The sequence below is a fragment of the Pedobacter sp. GW456-11-11-14-TSB4 genome (assembly GCF_059424425.1).
Window position 1 is genome coordinate 428,258 of the sequence record NZ_JBWKZK010000003.1, and the last position, 18,159, is coordinate 446,416.

General features: G+C 33.1%; 20 protein-coding genes. 12 read left to right on the forward strand and 8 right to left on the reverse strand.

Annotated features, from left to right (window positions below; all coding sequences use genetic code 11):
* Positions 1-5 precede the first annotated feature (5 nt).
* The 5 genes from AC07XU_RS13550 (at position 6) to AC07XU_RS13570 (ending at position 4,434) form a co-directional block, all read left to right on the forward strand.
* The gene (locus AC07XU_RS13550; protein WP_494944161.1) at positions 6-1,055 is read left to right on the forward strand and encodes an aldose epimerase family protein; all 1,050 of its coding nucleotides are present in this window, start codon (positions 6-8) and stop codon (positions 1,053-1,055) included.
* Positions 1,056-1,060: 5 nt separating this feature from the next.
* A complete protein-coding gene (locus AC07XU_RS13555; RefSeq protein ID WP_494944162.1) occupies positions 1,061-1,453 on the forward strand; it encodes a DUF1398 domain-containing protein in 393 nt (130 codons plus the stop codon).
* A gap of 80 nt (positions 1,454-1,533) precedes the next feature.
* Positions 1,534-2,736: a glycosyltransferase family 87 protein gene (locus AC07XU_RS13560; RefSeq protein WP_494944163.1), complete on the forward strand. Its 1,203-nt coding sequence runs from the start codon at positions 1,534-1,536 to the stop codon at positions 2,734-2,736.
* The gene (locus AC07XU_RS13565; protein ID WP_494944164.1) at positions 2,729-3,661 is read left to right on the forward strand and encodes a glycosyltransferase family 2 protein; all 933 of its coding nucleotides are present in this window, start codon (positions 2,729-2,731) and stop codon (positions 3,659-3,661) included. Before AC07XU_RS13560 ends, AC07XU_RS13565 begins: the two co-directional genes overlap by 8 nt.
* Positions 3,658-4,434: a polysaccharide deacetylase family protein gene (locus AC07XU_RS13570; protein WP_494944165.1), complete on the forward strand. Its 777-nt coding sequence runs from the start codon at positions 3,658-3,660 to the stop codon at positions 4,432-4,434. The genes AC07XU_RS13565 and AC07XU_RS13570 overlap by 4 nt, the downstream gene beginning before the upstream one ends.
* Here AC07XU_RS13570 and AC07XU_RS13575 read toward each other — a convergent pair.
* The 5 genes from AC07XU_RS13575 to ribD all read right to left on the reverse strand — a co-directional run bounded on the left by AC07XU_RS13575 (position 4,427) and on the right by ribD (position 8,531).
* A complete protein-coding gene (locus AC07XU_RS13575) occupies positions 4,427-4,918 on the reverse strand; it encodes a GtrA family protein (protein ID WP_494944166.1) in 492 nt (163 codons plus the stop codon). The two genes, AC07XU_RS13570 and AC07XU_RS13575, sit on opposite strands and share 8 nt — an antisense overlap.
* 4 nt (positions 4,919-4,922) lie before the next feature.
* Positions 4,923-5,789 (reverse strand): nucleoside phosphorylase, encoded by an 867-nt coding sequence (locus AC07XU_RS13580; protein ID WP_494944167.1) that lies wholly within the window; start codon positions 5,787-5,789, stop codon positions 4,923-4,925.
* A gap of 216 nt (positions 5,790-6,005) precedes the next feature.
* A complete protein-coding gene (locus tag AC07XU_RS13585; protein WP_494944168.1) occupies positions 6,006-6,620 on the reverse strand; it encodes a YigZ family protein in 615 nt (204 codons plus the stop codon).
* Positions 6,610-7,476, reverse strand: a complete 867-nt coding sequence (locus AC07XU_RS13590; protein ID WP_494944169.1) for an EamA family transporter — start codon at positions 7,474-7,476, stop codon at positions 6,610-6,612. Before AC07XU_RS13590 ends, AC07XU_RS13585 begins: the two co-directional genes overlap by 11 nt.
* Positions 7,473-8,531: a bifunctional diaminohydroxyphosphoribosylaminopyrimidine deaminase/5-amino-6-(5-phosphoribosylamino)uracil reductase RibD gene (gene ribD / locus AC07XU_RS13595; RefSeq protein ID WP_494944170.1), complete on the reverse strand. Its 1,059-nt coding sequence runs from the start codon at positions 8,529-8,531 to the stop codon at positions 7,473-7,475. The genes AC07XU_RS13590 and ribD overlap by 4 nt, the downstream gene beginning before the upstream one ends.
* A gap of 89 nt (positions 8,532-8,620) precedes the next feature.
* Between ribD and prmC the strand changes: the two genes are divergently transcribed.
* Positions 8,621-9,493: a peptide chain release factor N(5)-glutamine methyltransferase gene (gene prmC, locus AC07XU_RS13600; RefSeq protein WP_494944171.1), complete on the forward strand. Its 873-nt coding sequence runs from the start codon at positions 8,621-8,623 to the stop codon at positions 9,491-9,493.
* A 40-nt stretch (positions 9,494-9,533) separates the two neighbouring features.
* On the opposite strand, the gene xerD is transcribed toward prmC, so the two are convergent.
* Positions 9,534-10,433, reverse strand: coding sequence for a site-specific tyrosine recombinase XerD (gene xerD / locus AC07XU_RS13605; protein ID WP_494944172.1), 900 nt, complete (start codon positions 10,431-10,433; stop codon positions 9,534-9,536).
* Between the two features lie 58 nt (positions 10,434-10,491).
* Between xerD and aroQ the strand changes: the two genes are divergently transcribed.
* Together aroQ and AC07XU_RS13615 are read left to right on the forward strand one after the other, a co-directional pair.
* Positions 10,492-10,914, forward strand: coding sequence for a type II 3-dehydroquinate dehydratase (aroQ, locus tag AC07XU_RS13610; protein WP_494944173.1), 423 nt, complete (start codon positions 10,492-10,494; stop codon positions 10,912-10,914).
* 1 nt (position 10,915) lies between these two features.
* Positions 10,916-11,656 (forward strand): TlpA family protein disulfide reductase, encoded by a 741-nt coding sequence (locus AC07XU_RS13615; protein ID WP_494944174.1) that lies wholly within the window; start codon positions 10,916-10,918, stop codon positions 11,654-11,656.
* Here AC07XU_RS13615 and AC07XU_RS13620 read toward each other — a convergent pair.
* Both AC07XU_RS13620 and AC07XU_RS13625 read right to left on the reverse strand, forming a co-directional pair.
* Positions 11,637-12,653, reverse strand: coding sequence for a glycosyltransferase family 2 protein (locus AC07XU_RS13620; RefSeq protein ID WP_494944175.1), 1,017 nt, complete (start codon positions 12,651-12,653; stop codon positions 11,637-11,639). The two genes, AC07XU_RS13615 and AC07XU_RS13620, sit on opposite strands and share 20 nt — an antisense overlap.
* Before the next feature lie 2 nt (positions 12,654-12,655).
* Positions 12,656-13,525, reverse strand: coding sequence for a lysophospholipid acyltransferase family protein (locus AC07XU_RS13625; protein WP_494944176.1), 870 nt, complete (start codon positions 13,523-13,525; stop codon positions 12,656-12,658).
* Between the two features lie 37 nt (positions 13,526-13,562).
* Here AC07XU_RS13625 and AC07XU_RS13630 point away from each other — a divergent pair, with 37 nt between their 5' ends.
* From AC07XU_RS13630 to bioB, 4 genes are all read left to right on the forward strand, one after another.
* A complete protein-coding gene (locus AC07XU_RS13630) occupies positions 13,563-14,171 on the forward strand; it encodes a WbqC family protein (protein ID WP_494944177.1) in 609 nt (202 codons plus the stop codon).
* A gap of 3 nt (positions 14,172-14,174) precedes the next feature.
* Complete coding sequence (corA, locus tag AC07XU_RS13635) at positions 14,175-15,293, forward strand: magnesium/cobalt transporter CorA (RefSeq protein WP_494944178.1); 1,119 nt, start codon at positions 14,175-14,177, stop codon at positions 15,291-15,293.
* Between the two features lie 484 nt (positions 15,294-15,777).
* Positions 15,778-17,127, forward strand: coding sequence for a magnesium transporter (gene mgtE, locus AC07XU_RS13640; protein WP_494944179.1), 1,350 nt, complete (start codon positions 15,778-15,780; stop codon positions 17,125-17,127).
* Positions 17,128-17,151: 24 nt separating this feature from the next.
* The gene (bioB, locus tag AC07XU_RS13645; protein ID WP_494944180.1) at positions 17,152-18,159 is read left to right on the forward strand and encodes a biotin synthase BioB; all 1,008 of its coding nucleotides are present in this window, start codon (positions 17,152-17,154) and stop codon (positions 18,157-18,159) included.

Genomic DNA, 18,159 nt, shown 5'->3' on the forward strand with positions numbered 1-18,159 from the left:
AATTTATGAAAGTAAAGCAAATTAATACAGGGATTATTGTTGATAAAAAAGAGATAATCGAGATCGAATTAACTAACCAAAAAGGTACTTTAGTTAAGATTTTTAATTACGGTACCATTATTAATAAATTTATTGTAAAAAATGCCAAAGGCGAAAATCAAGATATTGTATTGGGTTTTGATAAATTTGAAGATTATTTAAGCGATGATTATTTAGCAAAATACCCTTATTTCGGTGCTATAATTGGTCGCTATGCGAATAGAATTAAAGACGGTAAGTTTGAAGTTGAAAGCTACGAATATCAATTAGAAAAAAATAATGGCGAAGACTGCTTGCACGGTGGAAAATTTGGTTTCGACAGAAAAGTTTGGGATGTGATTGAAATTGCTGAACAGCCAAATGCAAGCGTTACTTTTCAGCATTTCAGTTTTGATGGCGAAGAGAATTTTCCTGGAGATCTAGTAGTTCAGTTGAGATTTGAGTTAACTGATAACGACGAATTAATTTTAACTTATCATGCTGATACAGATGAAGCTACACCTGTAAACTTAACACACCATAGTTATTTTAACTTATCAGCCAATGGCGAAAAAATAATTAACCATCACCACCAAATGTTTGCATCTAATTATTTAGAACAAGATGCAAATAGTGTAGTTACAGGAAATTTATTGTCTGTTGAAGGTACGCATCATGATTTTAGAAGCGGTAAAAAAATAGGAGAGGGATGGGATGCGGCTTTGGGTTACGATCAATCTTATGTTTTAGATAAAAATTATGGAGATTTAACGCTAGCTAGTAAAACAAAAGACAGCGAAAGTGGTTTATCTCTTTTAGTATATAGTACCGAACCTGTTGCGCATTTTTATACTGCTAAATATCTGGCAGTTAAAAATGGTAAAGCTGGAAAAGAATATAAAGAATTTGACGGATTTTGTGTTGAAACCCAACACCATCCAAATGCAATAAATATTGAACATTTTCCTAATACAATTTTACAGCCTGACGAGAATTATAGCCAAACCACAATTTATAAAGTTACCTTAGAAAATTAACGATCATGTTTACAATAGAACAAATACAAGCAGCAGAGGCTAAGATTAAATCTGGTGCAGATTTTCCTAATTTTATTCAAGAAATTAAAGCATTGGGTGTAATAAGAAATGATGTTTTTGTAATAAATGGTATGTCTGTTTATTATGGAAACGACGATCATACAGTTCAAAGCGCACCTGCTTATGAAGATTTAATTATCGAAGAAACTTCATCTGTTGAAGAGTTAAAGGAAGCTTTAAAAGTTCATCAAAATGGAGCAACTGACTACATTACTTTTTGCAGGCAGGTTGCTGTTGCAGGTGTAGAAAAATGGGTAACTGATTTAAATGAAATGACGGTAACCTACTTGGATAGCGCAGGCAATGAATTAGTAGTTGAGCATATTCCAGAGGCATAATTTAAAATTTATTATTTTGTAACAGTAATGTTAGATTAACTGCTATATTTGTTTAATCAAATGTAGCAATCTAAATTATTGTGACTAATAATCATAGCTCTGTATCAAAACTTAATGCTGTAGTAAAATTCTTAAACAATAAATCTGTTGTTTTAATACTTTGGATACTTTTAGCCCTTCTAATAGCTGTAAAGCATTATTTTCAACTTACTGTAAGTAATAATTATTTAATATTTAAGCATACATTTTACCATGCTCTTGATCAACTAAATCTTTATTCAGCGTATCCATCAGACCATCAAGACAGCAATCATTATGGTCCATTTTTTAGTTTATTAATTGCACCATTTGCCATATTACCCGACTATTTAGGGATGCTTTTTTGGCAACTAGCAAATATATTCTTCCTATACTTTGCAATTAAGCAATTGCCTTTAAGCACTACAAAGGTAAATGCAGTTTTTTGGATTATCACTCATGAACTATATACGGCGATGTTGGGTTTGCAGTTTAATATATCAATTGCAGCAATCATAGTTTTAGCATTTATTTATATTGAGAAAGAGAAAAATTTTTGGGCTGCTCTTGTAATCGTATTAGGAACTTTTGTAAAGCTTTATGGTGTTATTGGCCTGGCATTTTTCTTCTTTGCAAAACAAAAACCAAAACTCATTATGTATGGTGTTATGTGGTCAATTGTGTTTTTGATTTTACCAATGCTATTTTTTACGCCTTCTTACATTTTACAATCCTATCAAGATTGGTATCAATCCTTGTCAGAGAAGCAACTATTAAACGCCTCATTAACTTCTATGCAAGATATTTCTGTAATGGGTATGGCTCGTAGGATAAGTGGAAATGTAAATATTTCAAATTTGCCATTTTTAGTTACTGGTGTTATTGTTTTTGCATTACCGTATCTGAGAATATCGCAGTATCAATCATTAAAATTTAGGCTATTGTATCTGGCCTCAGCCCTAATTTTTGCTGTAATTTTCAGTAATTCATCAGAGTCGCCAACTTACATCATCGCATTTGTTGGTGTAGCTATTTGGTTTGTAGTACAAGATAAACCAAAATCATATTGGACTTACGCCTTATTTATTTTCGCCATGTTGTTGACCAGTTTTTCACCTTCAGATCTGTTTCCGAAATTTATTAGAGATCAATACATTATACGATATTCGCTGAAAGCTTTACCGTGTTTAATTGTTTGGCTGGCAATAGTTTATCAACTAATTTTCGAAAAGTTTAGTCTAAAACCTGTACACATTAATGAATAAACTCATATCAATAGTAATTCCTGCACATAACGAGGAAGAAAATATTGTCATCATTTTTGATAGAATAGCAAAAGTGCTATTAAACTTAAACTATGATTATGAAATTTTAGTGATTGACGATGGTGGCTCTGATAAAACCTTATCAATTGTTAAGGATATTGCTGCTATAAATCATAGAATTTTTTATATCGAATTTTCTCGCAATTTTGGTCACCAACCAGCATTAAAAGCAGGTTTAGATTTTGCCAAGGGCGATTGTGTGATTTCATTAGATGCAGATTTACAACATCCGCCAGAGTTATTTATGCAAATGATACATAAATGGGAGGAAGGCTTTGATGTTGTCTATACCCGAAGAAAAGAAGATAAAAGTCTGTCTTTTAGAAAAAGAAAATCTTCTTTGTATTTTTATAAATTGCTCAATTCCTTATCAGATATTGAATTAGAACCAGGCACTGCCGATTTTAGGTTATTAGATAGAACTGTTGTGGATGTTTTTAAACAGTTTAATGAAAATGAGCCTTTTGTAAGAGGATTGGTAAAATGGCTAGGATTTAAGCAATATGCTATCGACTATATTCCCGAAAAAAGGTTTGCGGGAGCCAGCAAGTATAACATCGCAAAAATGCGCAAATTGGCAATACATGGAGTAACTTCTTTAAGCATCAAACCCTTGCATACTGCAGTTTATTTGGGCTTTTTCTTCTCATTTTTATCCTTACTTTATATTCCTTATGTGTTGTATGCGTATTATGTTGGTCAGCATGTTAGCGGTTGGGCGTCTCTAATCTCAACAGTGGCATTTTTTGGAGGTTTGCAGCTTATCATCTTAGGGATAATCGGTATTTATATTGGAAAAATGTTTATACAATCTAAAAACAGACCAAATTACATCATCCGTTCTACTAATATTAATAACAAATGATCCTCTTAAGTTTTGATATAGAAGAGTTTGATATGGCCTTTGAATATGGTAAGGAAATCTCTTTCGAGGATCAAATTAGCATATCAATCGAAGGTACAAACCTTATTTTAGATCTCTTAAAAAAACATAATTTTAAGGCTACTTTTTTTTCAACTGCAACCTTTGCCATACATGCGCCTGCAGCAATTGCAAGAATTAAAAATGATGGTCACGAACTGGCCTCTCACAGTTATTATCATTCCAAATTTGAGGTTAAGGATTTAAAAAATGCCAAAGAAAAATTGGAAGAACTTTTTGGTTCGCCAATACATGGATTTAGAATGCCACGGATGATGCCTGTTAATGAACTTGAAATTGAAAAAGCAGGATATTTGTATAATAGTTCAATCAATCCAACTTGGTTACCTGGCAGATACAATAATTTACACATCAAAAGAACTTACTTTAATCAAGGCAATGTTTTACAATTACCAGCTTCAGTAAGTACATTTTTTCGTATTCCTTTGTTCTGGCTATCATTCCATAACTTTCCGCAGTGGTTTTACCGCTTTCTTGTAAAAAAAGCTGTTAAAAGAGATAAATACTTAAACATATATTTTCATCCATGGGAATTTACCGATTTAAGTAACAAAAAACGTTTTGGTTTTCCGGGTTATGTAAGTAAAAATTCTGGCCACCAAATGGTTACTCGTATGGATAATTTTTTAGCTTGGCTAAACAAACAAAACTATCAAAACTCAACTATTTATGAATTCGTAAGAAAAATTATTTAATTGTCTTGAAAGTGAAATAAGTTTGGGCAAAGTAGCTATAGAGCGATAGAATTACAATGATAAATGCTTGGGATGGAGTTGCCCAAAAACCAAAATAACCAACTAGTAGGTGGAGCAGACAATAATCTATTAAAATGCTCGAGACTGTTATAAATGCATATCTAAATAATTGTACTTGAGATTTTAAGTTAGATTGTTGAAATACGATGAACTTATTTAAACAAAAACCAATTGGAAAGCTAAATGACAATGCAATTAGGTAAGCTGCGATGTACCTAGTTATTGCGAAATCTAAAAGATAGATTACCTCATCTTCAAAAATAAAATTATAGCTCAAATAAAAAATAAGTAAGTTTAAAGCAGCATTACTACCGCCACAAACTGCATATCTAAAAGTCTGCAAGCCCAACCAAGGTTTAGCTACTGGGTAAAAAAAATCGATGAAGCGCAATAAGGATAACCTTAGTCTATCTAGATTAATCACAATCCTAACTTAAACGTTCTAAAACCATTTTAATCGCCTTTTCAACTATTTTATTAGGTTCTTTGCTAAATTCAAAATTCACTCTGCTTGCTAAAATTGCGTTTACCGATAATGCTTTATGACCTAATGTTTTTGCTAGAGCATAAATGCCAGCGGTTTCCATTTCTAAGTTGGTAATGCGATGTTCATCTTGTTTAAAGCTATTCAGCATTGAAATAAAATTTGGTACTGCATTTTTAGCTCTCACTTGTCTGCCTTGTGGTGCATAAAAACCTGGTGCAGTAATGGTTATACCTTGCGTCATATCCTTCCCAACTGTTTCGAGTAAAATATGGTCTGCAGCTGTTAAATAAGGATGCAAATTTTTTACATGCGAAAAGTGCGATTTTACACCATCCAAAATACTGTGCTCATCTCCAGAAAGTTCATGTATATAATAATGCATCAAGGCATCGAAACCTAATCCAAAAGAAGAAGCTAAAATTGTACCCATTTCAATGTCAGGTTGTATTGTTCCCGATGTACCAATTCTAATAATATCTAAAGATTTTAGCTCTTTTTTGACAGTACGAGTTTCAAAATCTATATTAACTAAAGCATCTAACTCATTAAAAACAATGTCAATATTATCAGTACCTATACCTGTAGAAAGAACAGTTACACGTTTTTTACCAATATAACCGGTATGTGTTATAAATTCACGCTTTCCTTTTTTAAGCTCGATACGATCAAAGTATTTGCTCACCTCAGCAACTCTATCTAAATCGCCTACAGTAATTAAAGTATCAGCTATATCTTCTGGTAATAAATTTAGGTGGTAAATACTTCCATCTGGATTGATAATTAAATCTGCTTCTGAGAGTTTTTGCATAACATTGGTTTGTTCGTTCATTAGTTCATTTGTATCATTAGATTATTGGCAGATACAAAGCGCATAGCAAACTTAACAAAAATCATTGGTAAAATACCTCCTATCGAACGTAGGGCAGCGAGGAGGTATCTTTCATTACAAAGCTGATTTAATATCAACTTTATAAAAAAATTCAGAGTTTTCATCTTTAAAAAGTTCGACAAAGTATTGGATTAATTAAACTGTAGTTAAATACTTTATCTCAACTCCTTCAATCTTTTCTAATTTACCTAAAACCTGATTTAAGTTAGCTTTTCTAACTTCAAATTTTATGATACAATTGGTATCAAACTCCTGATTAATAATTTCTAATTGTTCTTCTTTTACAACTCTCATAACTTGGTTCATCATTAAATAATCAAAATTGATTTGATAAATATCATTAATGGTTTTGTTGATGATTTCGTTGGCATTTATAGCTTCAATTGTGGCATTTTTGTATGCATTAATTAAACCAGGTACACCTAATAGCGTACCACCAAAATAACGCACTACAACAACTAAAATATTGGTCACATCTGCCGACAATAAAGTGTTTAGTATCGGTCTGCCTGCTGTTCCAGAAGGTTCTCCATCATCATTTAGTTTGAATACATTTCTATCAGTAGATAGTCTAATAGCCCAACAAAAATGTCTTGCTTTTGCGTGTTCGGCTTTCAATTTTGCAACAATTGATTTAACCTCGTCTTCACTTTTTATAGGGTAGGCGTAACCAATAAACTTGCTGCCTTTATCTCTAAAAATGCCTTCAGAAATTGATTTTATCGTTTTGTAGCTATCATCAAACAGCATGTAATTTTGATAAAGTGATTAAAATAATTGCGATTAAAGCAAAAAGCAACCCGGTGTAATTCCATTTACTAAACCTTTCTTTAAAGACGATAATCCCTACTAAACTACCAATTATGATTACGCCAATATTCATTGCTGCAAACACAGTTGATGGATTATCGGCCATTGCACCATGAGCTTTTAAATAGAATAAAATATTGCCAAAATTAAAAAAGCCCAAAATACAACCGCAAATAAAATTGATGAATTGAATTTTTGTTTTTTTAGCGATTGCCAGATAAATGATATAAACTAAAGACAGTATGAAAGAAATGCAAAATATTTGAAAAAGTGATGTTGTGTAAGGTACTGCGCTTAACTGGCTCACCATTTTAAAGAGAATATCAATAGCGCCAAAGCCTACAAAAACTAGCAATAAATATAACCAACTATTTTTTGAGGATGAGTATGTTCCTTTTTTATACATGGTTAGTACAATAGCAATAAAACCAAAAATGATCCCTACATATTTTAAACGATCAAAACTTTCATTAAATATAAAATAGGCGGCACAAAGTGATATGAATAAAGATAACCGTTGCGCAATATCTGTTTTTGCTAAGCCTGCTTGCCTTACTGCAAAGCCAAGAAAAAGAAAAATTACTGGCAATAAAACACCAAGCGAAATGTAAATAGGAGAGAAATTACTTACTGTAATTAAGCTGAAATCGGGTTTAAAAAACACTAAGCTCAAAACAATAGCAAACAAATAATTCCACGTAACTGCTTGTACAATATCAATATGGTAACGTTTGGCTAGCTTTAAAAGAACACCAACAGTAACACTGCAAATTATACTGAGTATTAAATATATCATCGTTTTTTAGCTTGGGTTAAGATTGTCAATTGATCATCTCCTAATATCAAATTTTCCATTACTATTCCGTCAATTGCTGGTGCTAATTTACCTTCATTCCAATTTGTGTTAGACGTAAATATTCTCGCCTCATTCCATAAATTTGCATTGATAAACTGATTTAGGATTTGAATGCCACCTTCAATAATCACCGATTGTATATCCATTAAAAATAATTGGAAGGCTATTTTTTGAGCTAAATAAAAATGCATATCCTCCATTTGCACATAGTGGATATTTTCTATTACATCCGTTTTTACTTCATTAAAAATAATCGTCTTTGCTTTATTGTCAAATATGTGGTTATTAGATGGGATGTCTAAATTTTTATCAATTACTATTCGGATTGGATTTTTGCCGCCTACAATTCTACTTGTCAATTGCGGATTGTCAACCAATGCTGTGTTTTTACCAACTAAAATTGCGTCTTCTTCACTTCGCCATTTGTAAGAGAGTTGTTTGGCAATTGGCCCTGTAATCCATTTCTGAATAGCATTTAGAGGCGCAAAATGACCATCTGCTGTTTGTGCCCATTTTAAAACTATAAATGGTCGTTGTTCTTTAATTCTGGTAAAAAACCTTCGATTTAAATAGCTGCATTTATCTTCTAAAACTCCACTTACTACTTCAATACCAGCGTTAGTTAGTTTTTCTATACCTTTTCCGTTAACTGCGTCAAATGGATCTCTATTGCCGATAACAACTTTTTTAACTTCATGTTTAATCAACAAATCTGCACATGGTGGAGTTTTACCAAAATGAGCACAAGGTTCTAAACTCACATAAATTGTAGCATTTTTTAAGAGGGCAGAAGTATTATCACCATATTCGGCAAACACATTATTCACAGCATTTACTTCAGCATGTGCTTCACCAAATTTCTGATGAAATCCTTCTCCAATAATTTTATTTTCCTGAACAATTACACAACCAACCATCGGGTTAGGACTTACTTTACCTATACCTAATTTGGCTAAGTCTAGGCAGCGTTGCATGTAAAATTCATCGATATTCATTGCAGCAAAAGTAAGTTATATTTTTCAGCCTAGGCTCATATTTTCGATAACTATTCAAATGAATATTTCTATTTTTACCACCGATGCAATTGAAACAATTATTACAACAGTTTATTGATAAATTATCGGGTCTTTACCAAAAGGACGAAGCGCAAGCTATATTTTTGTTAAGTGTGGCACAGCTAATGCAGTATAGCAGAGCTGATTATTTACTAAAAAAAGAGGGACAACTTAACCAAGATCTCCTCCAAGAATTTGATCATATTTTAAATGAACTATTAGCTGAGAAACCTATACAGTATATTTTAGGGGAGACCTATTTTTACGGATTACCATTTAAAGTTAATCCATCGGTTTTAATACCGAGACCAGAAACTGAAGAACTGGTAGATTGGATTTTGTCGGTTTGCCGTTCAGAAAATACTATTAATCGTCCATCTAAAATTGTAAACATACTTGATATTGGCACAGGAAGTGGCTGCATTGCAGTTTCATTGAAGAAAAATTTGCCTGAAACTGAAATTTACGCATTAGATATTGCAGAAGATACAATTGAAACAGCCAAAGAAAATGCTTTATTAAACAATCTTGAAGTTAAATTTATTCAGGATGATATATTAAATTCTCAAGTCTCAAATTTCAAATCTCAACTTTCAATAATTATTAGCAATCCCCCTTATATTAAAGAAGATGAAAAACCTGCAATGCATAAAAATGTTTTAAGTAACGAACCGCACAGAGCATTATTTGTTAACAACCAAAATCCATTGATATTTTACGAGGCTATAGCCAATTTCGCCTTGGAAAATCTTGAAGAAAATGGATTGTTATTTTTTGAGATTAATGAATATTTAGGTGAACAAACTATGCAATTACTTAAGGATAAAAATTTTAAAAACATTGAGTTAAGAAAAGATATGCAAGGTAAGGATAGAATGATTAAAGCAAATAAACCAGACTGAAACTCTCAAATCCTATTTTATGGAAAGGTCCTTTAGGGTGTTATGATCTTGGATGAAATTGCGTAATCACGCTTTTCAAATAATCTCTATCTAAATGCGTATAAATTTCTGTTGTGGTAATGCTAGCATGCCCTAACATTTCTTGTACAGCCCTTAAATCTGCGCCACCTTCAATTAAATGGGTGGCAAAAGAATGCCTCAGTGTATGCGGACTAACATTTTTATGAACTCCTGTAGCTTCGGCTAAAGATTTAATCAAGTTAAATACAGAAATTCGTGATAGCCTACTTCCAAATCTGTTTAAAAAGATAAAATCTTCATGCCCTTTTTTAATGGTTAGATGAACTCTTACCTGTTTAATGTAGATATCTAAGAGATGAAGTGCAACTGAACCAATAGGTACAATTCTTTCTTTGTTTCCTTTACCCACAACTTTTATAAACTCACTCTTTTCAAATATGTTAGATATGCGGAGCTCAACCAATTCTGTAACACGTAAACCACAACCATAAAGCATTTCGATAATGGTCTTATTGCGCATGCCTTCTGGCTTAGAAGCATCAATTGCACTAATTAGTTTATTTATTTCATCAATACTTAAGGTATCTGGTAATTTACGGGTAAGCGTAGGAGCTTCGAGTAAAGCAGTTGGGTCTTCATCAATAATTTCTTCTTGCATTAAATACATAAAGAAAGCTTTCAATCCTGATATTACCCTTGCCTGAGTGTTAGATTGCATACCAATTTCATTGAGCCAAGTAATAAACTCTCGTAAATCCTTTAAGGTAATTTTATTTAAATTAAGCTCTTTCTCTGTTGATAAATAAAACTGAACTAACTTATCTACATCGTTTAAATAGGCATCAATAGAATGTTTAGAAAGCGAGCGCTCTAATTTCAGATAGTCTTTAAATCCTTTTAGGTAAGATTGAAAATTCACTTAATTTATTGAGTTTTTTTTATAACATTGCAACGTTACAAATTTTAAATTACAACAAATGAAAATACAAATTATAAACGGACCAAATTTAAATCTTTTAGGTTTAAGAGAGCCAAGTATTTATGGTTCTGAAGGGTTTGATAGTTACATCTCGCAACTGCGTGATTTGTATTCGATTTTGGAAATTGATTATTACCAAAGCAATGTAGAAGGGGAGTTGATTAATAAATTACATGAAGTTGGTTTTAAATATGATGGCATTATCATTAACGCTGGTGGGTATACACATACTTCTGTAGCTATTGCCGATGCTATTGCGGCCATTAAAACACCCGTTGTTGAAGTACATATCTCTAATATTTATGCCAGAGAAGAGTTTAGACATGTTTCTTTAACTGGTAAAAATTGCAAAGGAGTGCTTACAGGTTTTGGGTTAGATGGCTACAGATTAGCTATTGAAAGTTTATTAAAATCAAACTAATATGAAAAAATTTTTAATCATTGCATTAGTGTTATTTGCTACTTATAGCAATGCACAAATGGCTACAACTACATTAAAATTAGATGATAAAGCTATTGTTAAAGATGAAGCTGGAAACATTTTGAACAGTAAGTTATGGCGTGCCTATTATACTACTGGTGACTATGCTTTTAAATTAAACAAAGAAAAAACGGAGTTTATCATGTATCAAATGTCTGCTGAGGAAAAAGTTAAAGCCACTGAGAGAAAGATAGCAAACATGGATAAATTACCGAGACCGCGTTTAAGTTCGTCTTTTAAAGATGGTGAAAAATTTAAAGGGGATAAGTTTGTAGATATCAATGGCAATAAATATGATTTAAGAGAACTAACTGGTAAAGTATTAGTTTTTAACTTTTGGTTTATCAATTGTCCGCCTTGCAAGCAAGAAATACCAGAATTAAATCAAATGTATGTTAAATACAAAGACAATAAAGATGTTGTATTTTTGGCAGTAGCACTTGATGAAAAATATGATATCAAGCAATTTATAAAAACTTTGCCTTTTTTATACCCTATAGTTGCAGATGGAAGATATTATGCTCAAAAATACAGCGTTTCGTCTTACCCAACTCATTTAGTGGTTGGTAAAGATGGTTTAGTAAAATTTCATACCACGGGTTTGGCATCTAACACCGTACATTGGGTAGATAAAACCATTAAAGAACAAATTGATTTACCTTTTACCAAGGCAGCTGACTAAACTTTTTAATTTTTTTAACGAAATATTTGTAAACAACACTGTGTTTGTAAACACCAGTGTGCTTCAAATATGGAAGTTGAGTTTGTGTTCTTTTCTTTGCGGTTTGATTTAAGTTTATGAAAAAGTGATAATGAGCCTTGCTAATTGCGGCAGTAAATTTAAATTCTCCTCTCAATAAAAACCGAACCCACGCAATCAAATCGAGCCAAAATCTGATGAAGATCCTTAAATAGGCATCAACTTTAGGCAAGTTTTTTTGCATAATAATGAGGTTATTTCTAAAATTAAGGTAGGTTTTATAAGGATTGTTGTTATTTAAAGTACCTCCGCCAACGTGGTAAACTTCTGCGCTTGTGCAGCATACAATTCTATATCCTAAATTTTTTAAACGCCAACAAATGTCAATCTCTTCCATATGGGCAAAAAGATCGGCATCTAAACCTCCAACTTCTTTCCAAGCTTTACTTTTAATAAATAATGCTGCACCACTTGCCCAAAAAACATCAATTTCAGTTTGGTACTGATTGGTATCTTGCTCAATGGCATCAAAAATTCTTCCTCTGCAAAATGGATAAGCAAATAAATCTAAAAATCCGCCAGCTGCACCAGCATACTCAAAAACACTTTTATTTTTTTGCCATTTAATTTTAGGCTGAGCGGCTGCAATCTTTTCATCGCTCTGCATTAAATCAATTACAGGTTTAATCCAGTTTTGCGGCACTTCAACATCAGAGTTAAGCAACACAAAATAATCAGCTTCAACTTGTGCTAAAACCTGATTGTATCCGCCAGCAAATCCATAATTTTTGTCGTTAACAATAATTTTAACGGTGGGGAAGTGCTCTTTAACAAATAAAATTGATTCATCAGTTGATGCATTGTCGCCAACAATAACCTGAAGGTTGGTATAATTAGAAGCCACAACACTTGGCAAAAACTGTTTTAACCAATTTTTACCATTCCAATTTAATATTACAACTGCTACGCTTGGTTCCATACTTATACTGTAAACTTCCATCGCCTATGGCTCCACAACCAAAAAGCCGGCTCTCGCTGAATGGTGTTATTTAAATGTTCAAATAATAAATCCGTTATTTCGTGATCTTTTGTTGCTTTCGGATTTAAACATAAAGGCACACAATTTACCTCATAATAACCACGCTTAACACTTATCACATCAAAATAAAATATTGGTCTATTGGTTTGTAATGCTATTTTTTCTAAACCTAATAATACCGCCGTAGGCTGATTTAAAAATTGTAAAGTGTATTGGGTTTCTTCTCTAACTGGGGTTTGGTCGCTTGCAAAACAAAACATAGTTGCTTTATCTTTTGTAGCCACAACCTGCCGTAAAGTTTGTCTCATGGGTACAAATATATTCCCAAATTGAGTTCTCCATTTTTGAAACCAATTTTCGAAAACCTCACTTGCCAAGGGCTTATAAATTACATATGGCGTTGCGCTAATATTTAATCCTAAAGCAAGCATGCAAAGTTCCCAATTGCCATAATGACCGGTACACGCTAAAATGCTTTCGCCCTTGTTAAAGTAGTTTTCAACTAAAGAGAGGTTGTTAAATTTTACTCTTTTGCGTAACTCTCGCTCAGAGATATTGTTCAACTTAATAATCTCGAAAATCAAATCTGTTAAATACTTATAAAATCTTTTTTCGATGGTTATAATTGTCTTTAAATCCTTCTCCGGAAAAGATTTTTGCAAGTTTTCTCTAACAACTTTTTTTCGGTAACCAACAATGTAATAAAGCGGATAATAAATTATCCGGGCAAAAAACAATAGTATAGGTAGGGGTAAAAGCGATAAAACGTACAAAAAAAATATACCGATATACGAAAAGCCTTTTAGAATCATTAATTTGGGCAACTAGAATACAAACATAAAGTAACAGATGCAAAGTTCAGCAATATTTCCTCTTTTTTATCTTCCACCGGTAAGCTATTTTACAGCATTAAAAGAAAATGATTTTAATTTTTCTATAGAAAAGCATGAGCATTTTGTAAAGCAGACATTCAGAAATAGAACCAGCATCGCTTCGCCAGATGGTATTTTAGATTTAATGATACCGGTTGTAAAAGGCTCGAAATTTAAAACACCAATTAAAGATGTAAAGATTAGCTACGATGCCAAATGGCAAAGATTGCATTGGCTTAGCATGCAAACTTGCTACCGTAGCTCAGCTTATTTTGAATTTTATGAGGATGGTTTAGCACCATTTTATCATCACAAATTCGATTTCCTTTTCGATTTTAATGTAGAATTATTCTCTTGGATTTTAAAACAATTAAAGCAAAATCAGTCTTTATCATTTACAGCTGAATATGAAAATGATTTAGCAAATGAACTTGATTTTAGATCAAAGTTTAATAAAAGTGAAATACACTCTGCAAATGCAAAAAACTATTTTCAGGTGTTTAGCGATAGAAATGATTTTATACCTAACTTAAGTATTGTCGATTTGTTATTTAACCAAGGGCCGCAAGCAAAACTCTATTTGTAAATTATGACAAAGCTTAAAAAGCATAAACATAAAAAACACAGCTATAAACTTCCTAAACCGGGTTCTAGTCCGGGTATTGTATTTATTGATGAGAACTCTTTAACTCCTCACATCAATTTATACACCTACAACGAAAACTATTACGAGGTAAAAAAGCTAGAAACTATTGAGGGTTTAAGGGCTCAATTGGTAGATGCAGACTACAATTATTGGGTAGAAATTAAAGGATTTAACTCCTTTAACATGTTCGAAACATTAAATACCGAATGGAATATCAACAAATTGGTTTTAGAAGATATTACCAGAACATACCAGCGCCCTAAGTTCGAGGAGTATGGTTCGCATGATTTTGCTGTTAGCCGCATGTTGTTTATAGACGAAGAAAATGTTTTACAAAATGAGCAACTGTCTTTCATATTAACTTCCAATGTTTTAATCACTTTTCAAGATAAATATGAAGATTGTTTGGATGCTGTTCGCAACCGTTTAGAAGGTGGTAAAGGCAATATTCGCATTGGCGGCAGTAGCTATTTAATGTATGCCTTAATGGATTTAATTATCGATGAATATTTTTCTGTGTTAGGCGTTTGGAGCGAAGAGTTAGATAACATTGAAGATAGGTTGTTTGAAAAACCAGACCGTACTATTATGTACGATACTCAAGCCATAAAACGTAATTTAATAAATGTGAGGAGAGTTACTTGGCCAGAGCGAGACAAAATGAACGATATTTTGAGAACCGACAGTAAGTTTATCACTGATTCTACAAAAGTGTATTTAAGAGATGCTTACGATCACTGTATCCAAACTATTGATATGGTAGAATCGCTTAAAGAGATTTCGGCAAGTAACATCGATATGTATTTGTCAATCATCAGTAACAGAATGAATGAGATTATGAAAGTGCTAACCATCATCTCATCTATTTTTATTCCGCTAACTTTTATTGCTGGTATTTACGGTATGAATTTTAGCAGAGAGGATCCAGTTACAGGTAAAATTTTGCCACAAAACATGCCCGAACTTTACCAAGAACATGGTTATTTATACACCATGATTGTTATGGGTATAATTGCTGTGCTACAAGTAATTTATTTTTGGCGCAAAGGTTGGTTTAAGTAAGGTTTGATATATGTGATATGAGATTTGAGATGTGTGATTTGAGATGTTTTTTGAAAAGCAAGGTTCTGTTTTTCATCGGAAACTAAAGTCCTGCCATTCGCTTTACTCCAGGGTAACCGAGAGGGTTACCCCTACATGTTCGCTGCTGTCAGGTTTAATAAATTAAGGCTTGTGCAAGAAACAAAAATTAAGCGCTTAAGCATAATCCATAGTTCCGTCGGTTAAAACCGACGGCAATGATTTAAAAATTGTGTTAAGGCTTTTGAACAAAATCTGCATCATACAACCCCCAAAAAGCACTACTTGCTTTGTAAAATAAACCTGATTGAAGTAAATCCCGATTTTTCATCGGGAGCAACGTAAAGCAGGATAGCATTAGCCATTATTTGCTACCCTTTGTTTTTCAAATAAAAATTACTCTAACCGCTTTTAAAAGCCATTTTTCTAACATTTCACATGTAAATTATTTCTATCTTAGTGCCCTATGCAATCATTTGATTTAGATAAAACAGACGTTTCTAAGCTAAAGCAGGCAATAAGTGGTGATAATGAACTACTTAAGGCTACGCTGGCTGAATATCATGCGTCTGAAATTGCTATTTTATTTGAAAGCTTAAGCAGTGAAGACAAGGAGCGAATTATTAACTTATTGGATGTAGAAATTGCATCGGAAGTTATTGCCGAAATGCATGAGGAATCGCACCCTGCAGAATTGTTACTGCAACTGCATCCAGATAAGCGTACCGAAATTGTTGAAGAACTCGACTATGATGACGCTACGGATATTATTTCTCAGCTAGACGAGCATGAGCAGCAAGAAATTTTAGAAGACTTAAATGAGGATGATGCCTCAAGTATTCGGAATTTAATGAGCTATGACGAAGAAACAGCAGGTGGTTTAATGAACACCGATGTTATTCGAATTAACTTAAATGCTAGCAAAAAAGATGCAATTGATGAAATAATACGGCAAAGTGAAGAAATTGAAGAGTTTTACACGGTTTATGTAGTTGATGATGACAATGTTTTTAAAGGAATTGTTTCTTTAAAAGACATTATTAAAGCCAAAGGCTACCAAAAAATAACTGAAATGGTAAATGCTGATGTGGTGTATGTGAAAGCAGAAACAGATCAGGAAGAGGTTGCAAAGTTAATTTCGCAGTACAATTTAACCAGTATCCCGGTTGTTGATGATGAAATGAAACTATTAGGCTTAGTTACATTTGATGATGTGATTGATGTTTTGGAAGATGAAAACACAGAGGATTTTCTAAAAATATCTGGGGTATCTGAAGATGAGGAATTGAGCGGTAATTGGGTAGAGGCAGTAAAATCTCGTTTACCTTGGTTAATTATTAATTTAGCTACCGCATTTTTAGCATCGGCAGTGGTTAGGCATTATGAGTTTGTAACCGCACAATTAACCGTTCTTTCTGCTTACATGGTTATTATAGCCGGTATGGGTGGTAATGCCGCAACACAAGCTTTAGCCGTTACTGTTAGGCGTATTTCGCTATATGATTTAACAGATAATCAGGCTTATCGTGCTGTTTTAAAAGAATTTACCGTTGGTTTAATTAATGGAGCTGTTACCGGCTTAATTGTTTTCGGTATTGCGTTTTTCTTTGATGCTAACCCAATGTTGGGGTTGGTTATATTTTTAGCCATGACTGGCAATTTAGTTATTGCAGGCATTACAGGTTCGGGTATACCTTTAGTATTAAAACGTTTTGGTATCGATCCAGCTATTGCATCATCTATAATTATTACGACATTTACAGATGTTTTTGGATTTTTACTTCTTTTAGGTTTAGCCAGTAAATTATTATTATAAAATTAAAAATACACATAAATAAATATGCAAGCATTAAGACACGATTGGACAAAAGAAGAAATACAGGCCATTTATGATAAGCCATTTTTGGATTTAGTTTATGAGGCTGCAACTATTCATCGTGAACAGAAAGACTACAATGAAGTTCAAATAAGTTCTTTAATCTCTATAAAAACTGGTGGTTGTGCCGAAGATTGCTCTTATTGTCCGCAGGCTGCTCGTTACCAAACAGATTTAGAAGTACAGCCATTAATGCAATTGGGACAGGTAGTTAGCGCCGCTGTAAAAGCAAAAGAGGGTGGAGCATCTCGTTTATGTATGGGTGCTGCATGGCGTGAGGTTAGAGATAATAGGGATTTTGACCGCGTAATTGAAATGGTTAAAGCTGTTAATGATATGGATATGGAGGTTTGTTGTACTTTAGGTATGCTTACCGAAACACAAGCGCAACGTTTAGCAGATGCAGGTTTATATGCCTACAACCATAATATTGATACTTCTGAAGAGGATTATAAAAGAATTATCTCCACACGTACTTACGATGATCGATTAAATACAATTAAAAACGTACGTAAGGCTAAATTGACAGTTTGTAGCGGTGGTATAATTGGTTTAGGAGAAACTCCAGCAGATAGGGTAGCGATGTTGCAAACTTTGGCAAACTTGCCACAGCATCCAGAATCGGTTCCTGTAAATGCTTTGGTGCCAGTTAAAGGCACACCATTGGAGGAGCAGCCGCGTGTACCAATTTGGGATATGGTAAGAATGATTGCAACAGCTAGAATTGTGATGCCAAATTCTGTAGTACGTTTAAGTGCTGGTAGAAATGAGATGAGTACCTTAGAGCAAGCATTTTGTTTTATGGCAGGTGCAAGTTCTATTTTTGCTGGCGATAAATTGTTAACTACCCCTAATCCGGCATTTGCCGATGATATGGTAATGTTTGAGTTGCTGGGCTTAAAAACTAGAGAAGCTTTTAAAAACGGCAGGCCAAAAAATACGATAAAAGAAGAAATTGTTGAGCAAGCATAA